The organism is Bradyrhizobium sp. SEMIA, assembly GCF_014844175.1.
Classification (GTDB): Bacteria; Pseudomonadota; Alphaproteobacteria; order Rhizobiales; family Xanthobacteraceae; genus Bradyrhizobium; species Bradyrhizobium arachidis.
Genome location: NZ_CP046601.1, coordinates 8,565,575 through 8,582,297, shown reverse-complemented (window position 1 = coordinate 8,582,297; position 16,723 = coordinate 8,565,575). Strand labels below are relative to the sequence as shown.

14 protein-coding genes and 1 pseudogene are annotated in these 16,723 nt (G+C 64.7%); 6 read left to right on the top strand and 9 right to left on the bottom strand.

Going from position 1 to position 16,723, the window contains the following annotated elements; all coding sequences use genetic code 11:
* Window positions 1-87 precede the first annotated feature (87 nt).
* Complete coding sequence (gene chpT / locus FOM02_RS41075; RefSeq protein ID WP_027563873.1) at window positions 88-741, top strand: histidine phosphotransferase ChpT; 654 nt, start codon at window positions 88-90, stop codon at window positions 739-741.
* Between the two features lie 320 nt (window positions 742-1,061).
* Here chpT and FOM02_RS41070 read toward each other — a convergent pair whose 3' ends face one another.
* Entirely contained in the window at window positions 1,062-2,684 is a 1,623-nt protein-coding gene (locus FOM02_RS41070) for an MDR family MFS transporter (RefSeq protein ID WP_199820244.1), read from the bottom strand.
* Window positions 2,626-3,888, bottom strand: a complete 1,263-nt coding sequence (locus tag FOM02_RS41065) for an HlyD family secretion protein (protein ID WP_035730453.1) — start codon at window positions 3,886-3,888, stop codon at window positions 2,626-2,628. The genes FOM02_RS41070 and FOM02_RS41065 overlap by 59 nt, the downstream gene beginning before the upstream one ends.
* A 142-nt stretch (window positions 3,889-4,030) precedes the next feature.
* On the opposite strand from FOM02_RS41065, the gene FOM02_RS41060 reads away from it, so the two are divergent.
* The 5 genes from FOM02_RS41060 to FOM02_RS41040 all read left to right on the top strand — a co-directional run bounded on the left by FOM02_RS41060 (window position 4,031) and on the right by FOM02_RS41040 (window position 9,189).
* The gene (locus FOM02_RS41060; RefSeq protein ID WP_322596935.1) at window positions 4,031-4,642 is read left to right on the top strand and encodes a TetR/AcrR family transcriptional regulator; all 612 of its coding nucleotides are present in this window, start codon (window positions 4,031-4,033) and stop codon (window positions 4,640-4,642) included.
* Between the two features lie 48 nt (window positions 4,643-4,690).
* Window positions 4,691-5,146 (top strand): MarR family winged helix-turn-helix transcriptional regulator, encoded by a 456-nt coding sequence (locus FOM02_RS41055; protein ID WP_027561500.1) that lies wholly within the window; start codon window positions 4,691-4,693, stop codon window positions 5,144-5,146.
* A 4-nt stretch (window positions 5,147-5,150) separates the two neighbouring features.
* Window positions 5,151-5,921, top strand: a complete 771-nt coding sequence (locus tag FOM02_RS41050) for an enoyl-CoA hydratase (protein ID WP_027561499.1) — start codon at window positions 5,151-5,153, stop codon at window positions 5,919-5,921.
* A 124-nt stretch (window positions 5,922-6,045) separates the two neighbouring features.
* A complete protein-coding gene (locus FOM02_RS41045; protein WP_027561498.1) occupies window positions 6,046-8,127 on the top strand; it encodes a methyl-accepting chemotaxis protein in 2,082 nt (693 codons plus the stop codon).
* A gap of 123 nt (window positions 8,128-8,250) precedes the next feature.
* Entirely contained in the window at window positions 8,251-9,189 is a 939-nt protein-coding gene (locus FOM02_RS41040; protein ID WP_027561497.1) for a dihydrodipicolinate synthase family protein, read from the top strand.
* Window positions 9,190-9,757: 568 nt separating this feature from the next.
* Here the strand turns inward: FOM02_RS41040 and FOM02_RS41035 are convergent.
* The 7 genes and pseudogenes from FOM02_RS41035 to FOM02_RS41005 form a co-directional block, all read right to left on the bottom strand.
* On the bottom strand, window positions 9,758-10,519 hold the full coding sequence (locus FOM02_RS41035; RefSeq protein WP_027557121.1) for an SDR family NAD(P)-dependent oxidoreductase: 762 nt from the start codon (window positions 10,517-10,519) through the stop codon (window positions 9,758-9,760).
* Window positions 10,520-10,540: 21 nt separating this feature from the next.
* Window positions 10,541-12,280, bottom strand: a complete 1,740-nt coding sequence (locus FOM02_RS41030; RefSeq protein WP_027557120.1) for a nitrilase-related carbon-nitrogen hydrolase — start codon at window positions 12,278-12,280, stop codon at window positions 10,541-10,543.
* An 11-nt stretch (window positions 12,281-12,291) separates the two neighbouring features.
* Window positions 12,292-13,281 (bottom strand): acetamidase/formamidase family protein, encoded by a 990-nt coding sequence (locus tag FOM02_RS41025; protein ID WP_027557119.1) that lies wholly within the window; start codon window positions 13,279-13,281, stop codon window positions 12,292-12,294.
* A gap of 31 nt (window positions 13,282-13,312) precedes the next feature.
* Window positions 13,313-14,040, bottom strand: a pseudogene (locus tag FOM02_RS41020) (ABC transporter ATP-binding protein).
* Window positions 14,033-14,749, bottom strand: a complete 717-nt coding sequence (locus FOM02_RS41015) for an ABC transporter ATP-binding protein (protein WP_027557117.1) — start codon at window positions 14,747-14,749, stop codon at window positions 14,033-14,035. The pseudogene FOM02_RS41020 and the gene FOM02_RS41015 overlap by 8 nt, the downstream one beginning before the upstream one ends.
* On the bottom strand, window positions 14,749-15,813 hold the full coding sequence (locus FOM02_RS41010) for a branched-chain amino acid ABC transporter permease (RefSeq protein ID WP_027557116.1): 1,065 nt from the start codon (window positions 15,811-15,813) through the stop codon (window positions 14,749-14,751). The genes FOM02_RS41015 and FOM02_RS41010 overlap by 1 nt, the downstream gene beginning before the upstream one ends.
* Before the next feature lie 15 nt (window positions 15,814-15,828).
* The gene (locus tag FOM02_RS41005; RefSeq protein ID WP_027557115.1) at window positions 15,829-16,701 is read right to left on the bottom strand and encodes an ABC transporter permease subunit; all 873 of its coding nucleotides are present in this window, start codon (window positions 16,699-16,701) and stop codon (window positions 15,829-15,831) included.
* Between the last annotated feature and the right edge of the window lie 22 nt (window positions 16,702-16,723).

Genomic DNA, 16,723 nt, shown 5'->3' with positions numbered 1-16,723 from the left:
TGTTAGAACCCGCAGCATCCGTCAAGCATGCGTGATTCGCGGCGTCCAGCGCCGTGCAATTCCAGGAACCCGCCAGGACCCCTTTATATGTCTGACGCCTCGTCGCCCGCGACCGCTACTGCTCCCGATATGCTCGAACTCGCAGCTCTCCTGTGCTCGCGGGTCTGCCACGATCTCATCAGCCCCGTCGGCGCCATCGTCAACGGGCTCGAAGTGCTCGACGACGATCCCAGGCCGGAAGACCGCGAATTCGCGCTCGACCTGATTCGCAAAAGCGCCAAGACTGCCTCCGCCCGGCTCCAGTTCTGCCGCCTCGCCTTCGGCGCGGCCGGCTCGTCCGGCGCGCAGATCGACCTCGGCGACGCCCAGACCATGGCGCGCGGCCATATCGAGGACGGCAAGTGCGCGATCACGTGGAATCTGCCGCGGCTTTTGCTGCCGAAGAATCGCGTCAAGCTGCTGCTCAACATGCTGGTCGTCGCCCAGCACACGATCCCGCGCGGCGGCATGCTGACGGTCGATCCGATCGGCGAGGGCGAAACGATGAGCTTCCGCATCACCGCGACCGGACATAATGCGCGCCTGCCGCAGAACATCTCCGAGCTGCTCAGCGGCGAACGGGGACCTGCCGCGGATGCGCACGCGATCCAGCCTTATTATACACGCCTGCTCGCAGAGGCCTGTGGGCTCACCGTGAAGCTCGCGCCGGAAGGCGAAGCCATCATCGTTACCGCTTCGTAAACGCGCCCGCCGCGGCCCGAATCGTTAATCCAATCTTTACGAGGCGCTTCGGCTTGTCCGGAGCGCCTTATCTCTTTGTTGGTTCCGTTCTTTTGCACATACTCAACCATTATTAAACGCTTTGCGGTGAAGCTGGCCTCATTCCGAAATGGCGCATCACGCCTCGTGCGCGCCCTCCCTGTATGAAGGCCTGTTTTCATGGATGATCTGTTGCGGGAGTTTTTGACGGAGACCAGCGAGAGCCTGGACACCACGTGTAGAGAGAGCCCCTCACCCCGACCCTCTCCCCGTAAGAACGGGGAGAGGGAGAAGAAGCGCGCCTAGTGCGCGCCACCCCCGCCGGCCGCCTTCACGCGCCGTGTCAGCATCACCGCGATCGCGGCGAGCACCAGCACCACGCCGATCACGGCAAAGGTGTCGGAATAGCCCATCACCAGCGCCTGGCGCCTGACCGTCTTGCCGAGCGCGATGATGGCCTGCTCGCGCGCGGCGTTGGGGTCGGGCACACCGTGCGCGATGAAGTAATTGGTCATCTGTGCGATGCGATCACGGACTTCCTCGCGGCCAAGCGTGACCGAATGGCCGATGATGTTGGAGTGGAACTGCTCACGCTTGGTGACGATGGTCGCGAGCACCGCGGTGCCGATGGCGCCGCCGAGGTTACGCATCATGTTGGAGATGCCGGAGGCGGCCGGCGCATCCTGCGGCGCGACGCTGCCGAGGCTGAGCGCCGACAGTGGCGCCAGGGTGAGAGCCTGACCCACGGCGCGCACGACGTTGGGGATGAAGAACTGGTCGCCTGAGTAGTCGAGCGACATCATGATGTTCATGAACGAGCTCGCCGCGAACAGCAGCAAGCCGATCGTCGCGATATAGCGGGCATCGAACCGCTGCATCAGCTTCGGCACCAGCGGAATCAGCAGGAGCTGCGGCAGGCCGGTCCAGGCCAGCACGTTGCCGATCTGCTCGGCATTGTAGCCCTGCACCTGGCCGAGATAGGCCGGCAGCAGATAGACCGAGCCGAACAGCGCGAAGCCGAGGAACACCGCGGCGATGGTGCCGACGCCGAAATTCCATTGCGTCAGGAGGCGCAGGCGCAGCAGCGGCTTCTCGACCACGAGCTCGTTGTAGATGAACAGCGACAGGCTGACCGCGGAGATGACCGCAAGCCGCACGATGAAGGGCGAGCCGAACCAGTCGTCCTTGTTGCCTTCCTCCAGAACGGCCTGGAGCGAGGCGAGACCAACTGCCATGGTCGCAATGCCGAACCAGTCGCCTTCGCGCAGAAGCCCGAGATTCATGGGAGCGCGTTCCAGGGTGAAGAAGAGGATGGTCACCATGACCGCGGTAGGCAGCACGTTGACGAAGAAGATGGTCTGCCAGCCGTAATTCTCGGTGAGATAGCCACCGATGGTCGGGCCGATGGCCGGGGCAAACGTCACGGCGAGCGAGAACATGGCGAGACCGATCGGCTGCTGGCCCTTCGGCAGCTTGGTGAAGACCAGCGTGAACGCCATCGGGATCAGCACGCCGCCGAAGAAGCCCTGCAAGCCGCGCATCGTGATCATCGACGGCAGATCGTGCGTGAAGGCACAGGCGACCGAGAAGGCTGCGAACAGCGTTGCGAAGCTCAGGATGATGTTGCGGAACGAGAACACCCGCGACAGGTAGTCGGTCAGCGGAATCACGATGATCTCGCCGATCAGGTAGGACGTGGAGATCCAGGATCCGTTGTCGACACCGGTGCCGATGCCGCCCTCGATGTTGAGCAGCGAGGCGTTGGTGATCTGGATGTTCAGGATCGCCATGAAGGCGCCGATCATCGCCGCGAAGACGGCGATCCAGACCGTGGCGCTGGCGCGATTCGGATCGGCGGCAACGCGATTAAGCGTCGCGGTCCGAGGTGCGGGTGCTGGCGTCGAGATTGTGAGGCTGCTTGACATGGCACGACCCTCCGGAAACGAGCTTTGCTTTAGGTTTTGCTTGGGGCGTCGTTGCCGCTTGCGCGGTCGGCGCTGAACGGGTTGCGATCGTCGGGATCACGGACATGCCAGGCCGCAGCGCGATCGCGGGCGCGGTCTCGGCGTCCAGCGCGATCTTCACGGGGATGCGCTGCACGATCTTGGTGAAATTGCCGGTGGCGTTGTCGGGCGGCAGCAGCGCAAACTCCTGGCCGCTGGCCGGCGCGATGGAATCGACGTGACCGTGCACGACCTGGCCCGGGAAGGTGTCGACCTCGATCTCGACGGTCTGGCCCGCGCGCACGTGGGTGAGCTGGGTCTCCTTGAAATTGGCGACCACATAGGCGCCCTCGGTCGGCACGATCGACATCAGTTGCGTGCCGGCCTGCACGTACTGGCCTACGCGCAGCGTGCGGTTGCCGACGACGCCGTCGATCGGCGAGACGATCGTGGTGTAGCCGAGATTGAGCTCGGCCTGACGCTGAATGGCGGCGGCGCGGGCGGCTGCGGCTTTTGCCTGCACGATCTCGGCCTTGAGCAAATCGACCTGCTTCTGTGCGGAGATGAGGTTGGCATTATCGCGTGCGATCGCGGCGTCCGCGCCGGCATCGCGTGCCTGCGCCTGCTGCGCGTTCTGGACGCTGCCATAGCCGGTCTTGGCGAGGTCGCTGTAGCGCTTGTTCTCCTGCTGCGCGAAGGTCTTTGCCGCCGTGTCGACATCGATGGTCGCCTTCGCCGCGGCGATCACGGCCTCCTGAACGTCGAGCTGGGCCTGCTTGCTGGTCACCGTCGCGTTGGCGGCAGCGACATCGGCCTTGGCCTGATCGAGCGCGACGCGGAAATCGCGGTCGTCGATCCGGGCCAGCACCTGGCCGGCCTTCACATGCTCGTTATCGCCGACCAGGACGCCGTCGAGATAGCCGCTGACCTTCGGCGCGATGGTGGTGTTGTCGGCCTTCACATAGGCGTCATCGGTGGAGACGAGGAAGCGGCCGACGGTCCAGTAATCGTAGCCGTACCAGGTTGCGCCGGCGAGGGCGGCGGCCGCCACGCCTGCTAGCAACAGCTTGCGAAGGTTCAGCTTTTGGCGGCGCGCGGGTTGCGACGGGGCGGGCAGGACGCCCTCCAGCCCAGGGGGCGGGACCACGGTGGCTTCAGTCTTGGACGGGGTGGTGTGCACGGTCATGGCCGGCTCCCTTGAATTAGGAAACTTGACGATTTCCAAAATAGGACTAGCTTTGGGACTGTCAATGGAATGACAGTCATCATCTAAAAACATGGCTCAGGCAAAACCGTCATCAGAATGTCGCCCGCGCGGGCGGCCCCCGGTGCGCAGCGACGACGAGACGAAGCGAATCGTCATCGAGGCCGCACGGCACGCCTTCGCTGTCGACGGCTACGCAGCAACCAGCACCGAGGAGCTGGCACGCGGCGCCGGCATCTCCACCAAGACTCTCTATCGGCTGTTTCCGGGCAAGGCGGCTCTGTTCGAAGCGATGTGCGCGGACCGGCTCGAGCGATTGCTCTCCGACGTCAATCTTCAGGCCAACAATCAGGCCGACATCGAAACGAGCCTGGCGGCCGTGCTGGTCGCCTGTGCCGATCTCGCGCTCGATCCGGAGGTCGTGGCGCTCCAGCGTATGGTGCTGCAGCAATCGGCCACGTTTCCCGACCTTGCCGCGAATTTCTACAGGGACGGCATCGCCCGCACTGCGGCGGCGCTCGCGGGCTGGCTTCGCGACCAGGTCAAGAAGAAGCGCATCGCACTCGATAACGTCGATGAAGCCGCCGGGATGATGATTGGCATGATGGTGTCTGCGCCGCAGCGCGCGGCAATCTATGCCAGCCTGACGCTGCCCTCGCGCAAGGAGATCGAGACGCGGGCGAAGGTATGCGCCGCCATTCTGCTCGACGGGTGCCGCGGGACGTCGGGCGACTAGCGACGGCAGGTTTTGACAATCGGCTGGAGTTGCGATTATATGCTTCGCATGCGAAATAAATCGCCCGAGGCGAAGCATCACCGTCTGATCTATCTGCTGAACGTCGCGCAGCGCCGGCTGCAGCGCTGGATGGCGGCACAGCCCTCGAACGAGGTGACGCCGGCGCAGGCGGGGCTGCTGTTCATCCTCGGCAAGCAGGACGGCGTGCTGATGGGCGGGGCAGGCGCGGCGCTCGATATGGGGCCGGCTGGTATCTCGGGGCTGGTCGATCGCTCTGCCGCGGCGCGGCTGGTCGAGCGGCGGGCCGATCGCGAGGACGGCCGCGCCTTTCGTGTCTGGCTGACGCCGAAGGGACGCACCGTGCTGGCCCAGGCGAAGACTGAAGCTGCCGAGATCAACGCGGCGCTGATGGAAGGATTTACAGCTGCGGAGATCGACATCGTCGCGCGCTGGCTGACGAGCATCCAGGACAAGTTTCCAAGAAGTTCAGACGAGAAGGAGTAGAGCAATGACCGAGCATGTGCGAGTTGAGAACAACCGCGGAATTCTCACGCTCACTTTGGCGCGCCCCGACAAGAAGAACGCGCTGACCGATGCGATGTACGGCAAGCTCGCCGACAGCATCGAATCCGCCGAGTTCGATCCGTCCGCCCGCGTGATCCTGATCCGCGGCGAGGGCGACATGTTCACCGCCGGCAACGACGTCGGCGAGTTCGCGGCCGTCGCATCGGGCAAGTCGGAAGGCAGCCGCAACGTCGTGCGCTTCATCCAGTCGCTGGCGCGCTGCACCCGGCCGCTGGTCGCGGCGGTGCAGGGCCGCGCGGTCGGCGTCGGCACCACGATGCTGCTGCATTGCGACCTCGTCGTGCTCGCCGACAACACGCAATTGTCGACGCCCTTCGTCAGCCTCGCGCTGGTGCCGGAAGCCGCCTCCAGCCTGTTGATGCCGGCGCGGATCGGCCATGCCCGCGCCTATGAGATGTTCGCGCTCGGCGAGACCGTTCCGGCCAAATCGGCGCTGGAATGGGGCCTCGCCAACCGCGTGGTGCCGCTCGACAAGCTCGATGCGGAGGCGCTCGCGCTGGCGCAGCGTCTCGCCCGCCAGCCGGCCGGCGCGCTCACCGCAACCAAAAAGCTGATGCGCAATGGCGAGGCGCTGGTGGCGCAGATGCAGGCCGAGAGCGAGCAGTTCGCGCAGCGGCTGCGCACCGCCGAGGCGCGCGAGGCGTTCACCGCTTTTGCCGAGCGCCGCCCGCCCGATTTCACCAAGGTTGCCTGATTTCGCCAGCGTAAAGCGTCAGTAGGCCGGGGAACTCCCGGCAATTTGACTAAAACCTTAACCGATCCTTGGCATGTCGCGATGCAGGGTGGCCCGCAGTTACAAAGCAGGCCCCCTGACCCCCATGGCAATGTTTAAGAAATCGGTAAGCTCGCTTCTCCTGACCTTGATGGCCCTGCTGGCCGTGGGCGCGCTCGCCTCTACCGCGATCCAGATGGTCGGAGCCTTCGGCCGCTACAGCGACAGCCTCGAGACTGCGCGGCTTGCCGCTGCCGACAAGGCGATCTTCCATGGCGTGCTGTCCCTGCGCAACAATCGCGGCGATGCCCAGAGCGCCATCCTCGGCGAGGACGATCCCAAGGCAAAGCTTGCCGAAGCCGAGAAGGCCGAGCAGGCCGGCTATGACGGGATCATCGCCGCGCTTGCGACTGTCGATTTCGCGCGCCGCGACGAGCTCGCCGACACGCTGAAGCAGCGCTGGAGCGACGCCGCGCCGCAGTTCCAGCTGTTCTACGACGAAGCCAAGCGTCCGCGCGCCGAGCGCAAGATCGAGCGGACCAATTCCTGGTACGATGCCGTCACCAAGGTGATCGACACCGCGAACCTCGCCTCGACCGCGGTGTCGAACCGCGCCTGGATGAACGATCCCTATATCGCCCGCATGATCCAGGTCCGCCGTTTCGCCTGGCAGGTGCGCGACCGCTACGGCATCCATTGCTCGTCGCTGCGCTCGAACGTCAATAGCAGCAAGCCGCTCGACGACGCCCAGAAGCGATCCGTGGCGCAATGGGACGGCACGATCAACTCCGGCTGGGCCGGCATGGCGGAGCTATTGGCTGCGCCAGATGTGACGGCGGAGCTGGTGACGGCCGCGACGGAGGCCAAGGCCAAGACCGACGGCGTCCTCAAGCAGATCGGCGATCTCACCAAGAATTTTGATGGCAGCGGCAAGCCCGCGATGCCGGCGTCCGAATGGAACACGCTGTGCCAGTCACCGTTCCCGCTGATTGTCGGCGTGGCGACCAAGGCGCTGGACCAGTCGATCGCGCGCGCCGAGGCGGTTCAGACGACGGCGCTGACCAAGCTCATCGTGCAGTCGCTCGCCTTCCTGCTCGCGCTCGCCGTGACCATGGCCGGCGTGTACGTCGTGCGCAACCGCCTGATGCGCCCGGTGCGCGCCATCCTCGACGCGATCGCGCGCATCAGCGCCCGCGACTATGCGACGCCGGTGCCGCAATCGAAATATCCGGACGAGTTCGGCACCATGGCCGCCGCGCTGGAAAGCCTGCGCGAGAGCGCGGCAACCGCCGAGCGCCTCGGCCAGGAACGCGAATCGCAGCAGGCGCTGCAGCTCGCCCGCTCCGGCACCGTCGATGCGGCCTGCCACAGCTTCGACGATACCGTGCAGGCGGTCATCCAGAGCGTGGTGGCCTCGACCAAGGAGCTCGATGCCACCGCGACCGGCGTGCGCTCGCTGGTTTCGGAATCGAGCAGCCAGACCGCAGCGGTCTCCTCTGCAGCCGAGCAGGCCACCAACAATCTCGAGACCATCGCAGCTGCAACCGAAGAGCTCTCGGCGTCGGTCGGCGAGATCTCCGCACAGGTGCAGTCGAGCGCCCGCGAGGCGCGCGAGGCCGTGTCGCAGGCCGCGCAGACCAACGCCACGGTCGAGATCCTCGACCAGACCGCAAGCCGCATCGGCGAAGTCGTGAAGATGATCCACGCCATTGCCGGCCAGACCAATCTCCTCGCGCTGAACGCAACCATCGAAGCCGCACGCGCCGGTGAAGCCGGCCGCGGCTTCGCGGTGGTCGCCGGCGAGGTCAAGAGCCTTGCGGCGCAAACGGCGACCGCGACGGAAGAGATTTCGCGCCAGGTCGAGGAGATCCAGGGCGCGACCGGCCAGGCGGTGACCGCGATCCGCGCCATCGGCGGCGCCATCAGCGGCATCGACGAGAAGATGACGGCGATTGCGGCCGCGGTCGAGCAACAGCGCGCGGCCACCACCGAGATCTCGCGCAACTTCCAGCAGGCAGCCCAGGGCACCCGCGAGGTCACCGACACCATCGGCAGCGTCGCCAGGCTGAACCAGGAGACCGGCAACGCCGGCACGGTGCTATCCGAATCCGTGAAGAAGATGTCGGCGGATGCCGATCGTCTCCGCGTCGCGGTCGAGGGCTTCCTCGGCGCGGTGAAGACCGCCTAGCTTCACTCAGTTCTTCCATCCCGACGTCGCGCGGGCATTGCCGCCGGTTCGCGCGGCGAGTACATCTGTGCCGCCGCACGAGCGCGGCACCAGACGTAAGATACCTCAGGGATGGAGAGTTCGATGCCGGTTACCCCACACAAGGCCCAGCGCCCCTATCGCGGCGTGTTCCCGGTCGCGCCCACCATCTTCGACGAGCGCGGCGAGCTCGATCTCGAAGGCCAGCGCCGCTGCATCGATTTCATGATCGATGCCGGCTCGCACGGCCTCTGCATCCTCGCAAACTTCTCCGAGCAGTTCGTGCTCACCGACGCCGAGCGCGAGACCGTGATGCATGCCGTGCTGGAGCATGTCGCTGGCCGGGTTCCCGTCATCGTCACCACCACGCATTTCAGCTCCGCCGTCTGCGCGGCGCGCAGCAAGCAGGCTGAGGCCGCGGGTGCTGCCATGGTGATGGTGATGCCGCCTTATCACGGCGCGACCTTCCGCGTGCCCGAGAAGGGCATCGTCGAATTCTTCAAGGTGCTCTCCGGCGCGATCACCATTCCCATCATGATCCAGGATGCGCCGGTCGCGGGCACGCCGCTGTCGGTCGAGCTGCTCGCGCGCTTGTCGCGGGAGTTTTCCAACATCCGCTATTTCAAGATCGAGGTGCCCGGCGCTGCTTCAAAGCTCCGCAGCCTGATCGAGGCGGGCGGCAAGGACATCGAGGGTCCCTGGGACGGTGAGGAGGCGATCACGCTGCTCGCCGATCTCGACGCCGGCGCCACCGGCGCGATGACCGGCGGCGGCTATCCCGACGGCATCCGCCAGATCATCGATCCCTATTTCGCCGGCGATCGCGAAAAGGCGAAAGCCGCCTATGAGCGCTGGCTGCCGCTGATCAACTACGAGAACCGCCAATGCGGCCTGATCGCCTGCAAGGCGATGATGCAGGCCGGCGGCGTGATCAAGTCGGAAGCGGTACGCCATCCCTTGCAACCGCTGCATCCGGCAACGCGCGCGGGGCTGCTGGAGCTCGCCAAGGAACGCGATGCGCTGGCGCTGCGGTGGGGGAAGTAGCGGCGATACGCTCTGCTGTCGTAGGGTGGGCAAAGCGGAGCGTGCCCACCACCTTTACCGACGGCGACAACGCGAGAGGATGACGCGCCAGACTTTGGAGCTCGCCCGGATCCAGGAAATACCGGTCATTCAGCGCCGCCGTGGAAATGCCGGCGTTTTCGAATGTCGTCGTGAGCGACGCGGCACGTTTATAATCCTGGTGCACCCAGTCTCTTACTTTGCCCAAGGCAGCTCGCTTGCTCCGCTGATCAGGGCAACGAAACCGCGCATCCATTGCGTCGATCGTTACCACGTCTCTCGAGCGAATTAGTTCGCGCACTCCCAGCCACCAGCACTGCATGGTCCGCTTAGTGCAAGAGTCGAAATCCCCGTGTGAGATCCCTCACATCTCTCTTTCTCTTGATCATCGTTGCGCCGGCTGCCCTTCGCGCCAGTCAGGATCCGCTATAGCAGGATGCCCATACACTCTGCTCGATTGCGGCCGCCCCTAGTGGCGACGCAGATGGTCGGCGGCAACAAGCGTTCACTGCGTCCTGGCAAAGTTCCGCGTGCTCTGATTGCGCCCTCGCTAGAACTGGACGCCGCGCGTCAATGCACCATCGACAACGAGGTTCGTCCCGGTGATGAAGCTCGCCGCGCGGCTCGCGAGAAACACCACGGCGTTAGCCATTTCCTGCGGTGTCCCCATCCGTCCCGTCGGATTAAGCGCCAGCGCGGTCTTGTAGAGCTCTGGATTGTTGTCCTTGATCATGTTCCAAACCCCACCCTCGAAATAGGTGTTGCCCGGCGAGACCGAATTGGCGCGGATGCCCTTCCCCGCGAGCTGATTGGCGAGCCCTTGCGTGTAATGGATGATTGCCGCCTTGAAGGTGCCGTAGGGGCCGGCCGCGAAATCGACCTCGCGCCCGGAGACGCTTGATATCGTGACAATCGCGCCGGCCGCGCTCTTCTCCAGATACGGCATGGCCGCATTGACCAGCCGGACCGTGCCCATCATGTCGGTCGAAAATTCCTTCTGCCAGCTTTCGTCGTCCTGTCCGATCGCGAGCGCGCTGACATTGGCGACGACGACATCGATGCCGCCGAGCTTTGACGCCATATCGCCGACCCAGGTCTTTAGAACCGCCGCGTCGGCGACATCGACCGCACCGCCAAAGGCCGCCACGCCCTTGGCCTTGAGCGCGGCGACCGTGCTTTCGACCTCGGCCAGATTGCGCGAGCACACACCGACATCGGCGCCCTCGGCGGCAAATGTCTCGGCGATCGCGCGGCCGATTCCCTTGGTGCTTCCCGTGACGAGAACCTTGGCGCCCTTCAGTCCTAGATCCATGACCCGTCTCCTTTTCTTGATTCAGTAGTTGTGCGCAGCCACTTTGACCAATCCGCGATAGCTGTGCGGCATGCGCATCGACACCAGATCCTTTCGACGCACGACATTGGTTGGATAGACGCTGTCGAGGTTGGTGGTGTCGACCAGCGCAGTGGCAAGCCCCGTGCCGTCGGCCGCGATCGTTTCCTGCCGCGGGAACGCGAAAGTGTCGGGACCGAATACGCCGCTGAGCCCAGGATAGCCGCGTTCCGGATCGACGACATTAGCGAAGGCGAAGAACAAATTGTTTTCGCCGGCGCGAACGCGGAAATGGTGCCAATGGTGCGAATCCGGGCCGGTTGGAATCGGCTTTCGCTGTTCGACCCCCGTGCCCGCATGCGACGAACTGAAGCGCCCCTTGATCGCGGCAGGACACGCGACGATATCGCAGCCGCGAAGCGCCAGCACCCGGCCCGCCTCGGGAAACGAGGCGTCGTGACCGATCAATAGCCCGATGCGACCGATTGGCGTGTCGACAACCGTCCAACCGTCACCGGCCGTCGCCCAGCTTCGCTCGTCGGCGGTGAGATGCGTCTTGCGATAGACCGAGATGTCCCCATCCGGCGTAACGAGGCAAGCGCTGTTGTAGACTAGATCGCCGTCGCGCTCGGCGAGGCCATAGACAAGATAGAGGTCGAGCTCCTCTGCAAGCCTGCCAAGGCTGTCGGCCGCCGGTCCTGAAATCGGTTGCGCCCCTCGTGCGGGATCGGCAAGGCCCGTCAGGGCGAGCTCCGGGAAGACGACGAGCTCCGCGCCTTCTGCCCTGGCCTTGCGGGCGAGCACCGAGATTTTCTCGTGATTCTGGCTGATGTCGTCGCCTGGCGTAAATTGCGCGACGCTGACCCGCGACGTCTTGCCGGTCGGCCAGGGGTCGTGGCCATAGAGACCGAAGAAGTCGCGCGGATTCCAGCTGAACGTATCGGTTAGCAGCTCCGGATAGAGCTCGGGCCGCCGCTGCGCGAAGACGGCCTCCCCAAGCACGCGGCGCGCGCGTGCGGCGTCGAGATCGATCTCCGACAGCAGCACCCCATCGCCCTTGTCGAGCACCGCCGTCACCTGCCCGTCCGGTGCGATCACGCAGCTGCCGCCACTGAACTGCACCGTGCGTTCAAGCCCCCATCGATTGCTCTCGATGACGTAGCAGCCGTTCTCGAAGGCGCGGCTGATCCAGTAAGGCGCCGGCGTGCGCTCCGCCAGCCAATTCGAGATGTGGCAGATAACATCCGCGCCGCCGAGCGCCATCAGCCGCGCGGTCTCGACGAAATGAATGTCCATGCAGATCAGGAGCGCGATCCGCCCGATTGGCGTCTCGAACACCTGATTGTGCAGGTCGCCAGCCGCAGCCCATTTCGGCTCGGAGATATAGGGGTGCGTCTTGCGGTGGCGGCCGACGATTCCATCAGGCCCGATCAGGACGGCCGTGTTGAAGTAGATGTTGTCCTCGTCGACCTCGGGCATGCCGACCACGATGTAGCAGTCATGTTTGCGCGCCAGCGCCGCAAAGCGGCTCGTGGTCGGCCCCGGAATGGCCTCGACGAACGGCGCGACCTCGGCCCGGTCGAACCAGCAATAGCCGGTCGTTCCCATCTCCGGCGTGACGATCAGCTTTGCACCGGCGATCGCCGCCTGCTCACAGAGCTCGAGCAGGCGAGCGACATTGCGCGCCTTCTCGAACATGGTCGGCTCAAACTGGACCGCCGCGACCTTGTGAATGGTGGACATTCCGGCCAGCCTCAAGCGAGATAGGACTTCTTGATGGAGGCTCCCAATGTGTATTTGGGATCGACCATGTTGCCGAGCCTGATACGGCCGGCCTGGGTCAGCAGCATGTAGGCGTCGATCTCGTCGAAACCATAGTCAGCCGCCATCCAGCGGCAGAGCTCGCGATAGGCGATGCGGGCTGCATCTTCCATCGGGCGCGCCGAGCCGATCGTCATGATGAAGTCCCTGGTCTCGAGCCGCGGCCAGGCGATGGTCCAGCCCTTGATCAGATCGACCTGCACCGTCGTCACCGTCGGATGCTCGATGGCGACGCCGCAGAGCTCGCCGTCACCCTGCGCTGCATGGCAATCGCCGAGATAGAGCAAGGCACCCTTGGTGTTGACAGGAAGATAGATGATCGCGCCGACGCCGACGTCGGGCAGATCCATGTTGCCGCCGTAATAATCCGGGACCAGCGAGGATATCGCCTCGATCTCCGGCGAGGTGCCGATGGTGCCGATGAATGGCTCATATGGCAGCGTGATCTTGTCGTTCCATTTGGTTCCGGTCTTGGCGTCGATCTCGAGCTTCTTGACCCGTTCCGGCAGCGCCGGGTTGAGCAGCGCGGTCTGCCCGGTCGAGACCAGGCCGCCGAAATCAGGCATCACCACGGTCGTGCCGCAGGGCTGCGGCCCGCGCGGCACGATGCTCTCGATATAGACCGCGAGCGTGTCGCCCTTCTCGGCGCCGTTGACGTGGATCGGCCCGTTCTGCGGATTGAGGAACGGAAAGTTGAGAATCTTCGACGGGCTGTCGGTCTCCTTCTTGATGGCGCCCTCGAACGCGTCGTGGGTTTCGGCAGCCACCACCGCACCGGGATCGACGGTCAGCACTGGATTCACGTAAGGGCCATAGACATAGTGGTACTTGCCCTGCTCGTGCTCCGTGATGCTGTATCGGGTTCCTCGCTCACCCTTGGCGATGCCCTTGCGGGCCATGATGGAGTCTTTCTGCCAGGACATTTGCTTTTCTCCTTCTGTCGTTGGCTAGTCTTCAAACCGCAAGATGACGGCGCATCTCGCCGCATCGTCGAGCGCCGCGCGATCGAGGTTCGCGACGATGCGTCCCTTGTCCATGACATAGCAACGCTGCGCCATGGCGCGGATCATGTCGAGGTTCTGTTCGACCAGGATGATGGTCACCCCGGTCCTATGGTTGAGCTCGACCATGTTGCGCGCGATGTCCTGGACGATGTTGGGCTGGATGCCCTCCGAGGGCTCGTCGAGCAGGATCAGATTGGGATCCGCAATCAGGACGCGCCCGATCGCGAGTTGTTGCTGCTGGCCACCGGACATGGTGCCGGCACGCTGGTTCCAGCGCTCGGCCAGGATCGGAAAGGCGTCAACGATCTTGCGCCGCCCCGCTTCGGGAATACCGCCGCCCTTGATCGCTGCGCCGACAGCGACGTTCTCGCCGACGGTCAGCCGCGGAAACACGTCGCGCCCCTGTGGCACATACCCCATGCCGAGGCGCGCCCGTTTGTGCGCGGGGAGAGATTCCACCGCCTCACCTCGATAGACGATCGAGCCGCTCATCGCCGGCACGAGCCCGATCAGGCTCTTCATCAGCGTGGACTTGCCGACACCGTTGCGTCCGATGACGGCGACGATCTCCCCTTCCCGCACCTCGATTTCGAGGCCCTGGAGCACCGGCTTGCCACCATAGCCGGCACGCAGACCCAGCGTTGCGAGGATCACTTCCTTGCGCGGCACATCAAGCATGGGCCTGCCCCAGATAGATCGCCGCCACGCGTTCGTCAGCCACGATCTCGTCGATCGAGCCTTGCGCGAAGACCTGGCCGAGATGCAGCACGGTGACGCGGTGCGCGACCTGCCGGACGAAGGCCATGTCGTGCTCGATGGCCAGCACCGTCATGCCGTCGGCATTGAGCCGCTGCACCATCTCACCGGTCATGTGGGTTTCCTCGGGCGACATGCCGGCGGTCGGCTCGTCCAGCAGCAGAAGGCGCGGCTTCAAGCTGACGGCCATGCCGATCTCGAGCCATTGCTTCTGGCCGTGGCTGAGATTGCCGGCGATCTGCGCCTGCTCCGATTCCAGCCCGAGGAAGCTCAGCAGCCGGCCGATCTCGGATTCGAGCTCCGCCCCGCGATGCCGGCTCTGCAGGGCGATCTCGAGATTCTGGCGGACCGACAGGCCCTTGAACACGCCAGGCACCTGGAACTTGACCGAGAGGCCGCGGCGAATCCGGGCAAAGGATTTCAGCGCCGTGATGTTCTCTCCGGCGAAGAGAATGTCACCGCTGCCGGGATGATGCTCGCCCAGGATCAGGCGGAACAGCGTGCTCTTGCCGGCGCCGTTCGGGCCGATCAGGCAATGGATCTCGCCGGCTTGCAGCGTGAGATCGACGGAGTTGGTGACGTGCAGGCCACCGAAATGCTTGTTCAGCTTGCGCAGCTCGAGCAGCGACATCAGCCGGCCCTCTGCGTGAAACGGGCGGCGATGCGGCCGAGCAAGTTCATCACGCCGAGCACGAGACCGTTCGGGGCGATCAGGACCGTGAGCACCAGCAGCACGCCCATGAAGACCAGCGCGTACTGGCTGCCGTAGATCGTGAGCGCCTGGAACGCGGCGAGCACCACCAGCGTGCCGATCACGGTCGACGTCAGATCGCTGCGACCGCCGACTGCGACCCATATCAGCGGCAGCGCCGCAGCCGTCATGCCCATGCTCGACGGCGTGATGTACTGTCCCCACACCGTGTAGAGCACGCCGGACAGGCCCGCGAGCGCGGCACCGATGACGAAGGTGATGAGCTGGTACTTGCGGATGTCGTAGCCCAGCATCTCCGCCCTCTCAGGATTCTCGCGGATGGCCACGATGACATTGCCGAACGACGAGTTCATCAGGACGCGCAAGGCGAGATAGACGAAGACAAGAAGGCAGAGCACGAGGTAATAGAGCCCGATATCGGCGAACAGCACGATGGGCTCGCCGGGCCACGGGATGGTCAGCGGCGGCATCGCGCTCATGCCGTTGAAGCCGTTCAGCCTTGCGCTGCCGATGTGCCATTCGGGTCCTGCGGTCTGCGCCATGAAGCGTTCCAGCATCAGCGTCACGGCCAGCGTGACGATGCCGAGGAAGACGCCGGCGATGCGGCCGAAGAACATGAAATAGCCGAGCAGAACCGCGAACAGCGCGGCGATCGCCACCGCAATCACCAGCGCCAGCAACGTGAAGCCGTAGGCCGAGCCGAAATTGATGGTGAGGACGCCGTAGCCGTAGCCCGCGATGCCGAAGAACGCGGTCTGGCCGAACGACAGCGAGCCGCCATAGCCCCAGATCACGCAGAGGCTGAGCGCGATGAAGACCCATACGAAGAAGTAGACGGTGTTGCCGACCGTGTAGCCGTCGCTGAACAGCGGATAGGCCAGCGCGACCGCGAGCACGAGGGCAAACAGGCCCCAGAAGCCGGGACCGCGACCGACGGTCTGCGGGCCTTCGAGACGGCGGAACAACGAGAGGAAACCAGTCACGACGCCATCACTCCGTCAGGTGCGCTCACGCAGCACGAAGCCGGAGATGCCTTTCGGCAGGACCCGGACCACGATGATGACGGCAACCAGCAGGCCGATCTGGCCGAACAGCTGTCCCTGCCAGGACGTCATCACCGATTTCACCACCGCCAGAACGGTGCCCGCCGGCGCGGTGCCGAGAAAAACATCGGCGCCGCCGATCACCACTGTGACGAAGGCCTCCATGATGAAGGTCGCCCCCATCGTCGGTACCAACGTCATGGTCGGCGCGTAGAGCCCGCCGGCGAGGCCAGCGAGCCCCGCGCCACAGGCGAAGGTGAGGCTGTAGATCAGGCGCGTATCGACACCGAGCGCCGCCGCCATATGCGGCACCTGGATGGTGGCGCGCGCCAGCACGCCGAAGCGCGTCCAGTTGAACAGCGCGTAGAGCGCGGCGAGCACGCCGAGCGCCGCGCAGAACAGCACAATGCGGTAGATCGAATAGGAGTAGTCGCCGACCTGGAAGCTGCCGAACGGCGTGCCGACGCCGGCCATGGTCGAGCCCACCATGATCAGGGTGCCCTGCGTCGCGATCAGGCTGAGCCCCCAGGTCGCGACGATGGTGTCGAGCGGCCTGTCGTAGAGATGGCGGATCACAGCAAGCTCCACCAGGACGCCAACCAGCGCGGACACGATTGTGCCCGCCAGAATGCCCAGCGGCAATGGCAGGCCGGCATGAACCGTCGCGGCCGTCACATAGGCACCGCACATGATGAACTCGCCATGGGCGAGATTGATCACGCCCATCATGCCGAAGATCACGGCGAGCCCGCAGGCCGAGAGCACTAGGAACGCAAAGGCGTCGCCGAATTGGTAGAGCGCCGAGAAGACGTGGGTCGCGATGTCCATGAACCAACCGATATGTGGGAAG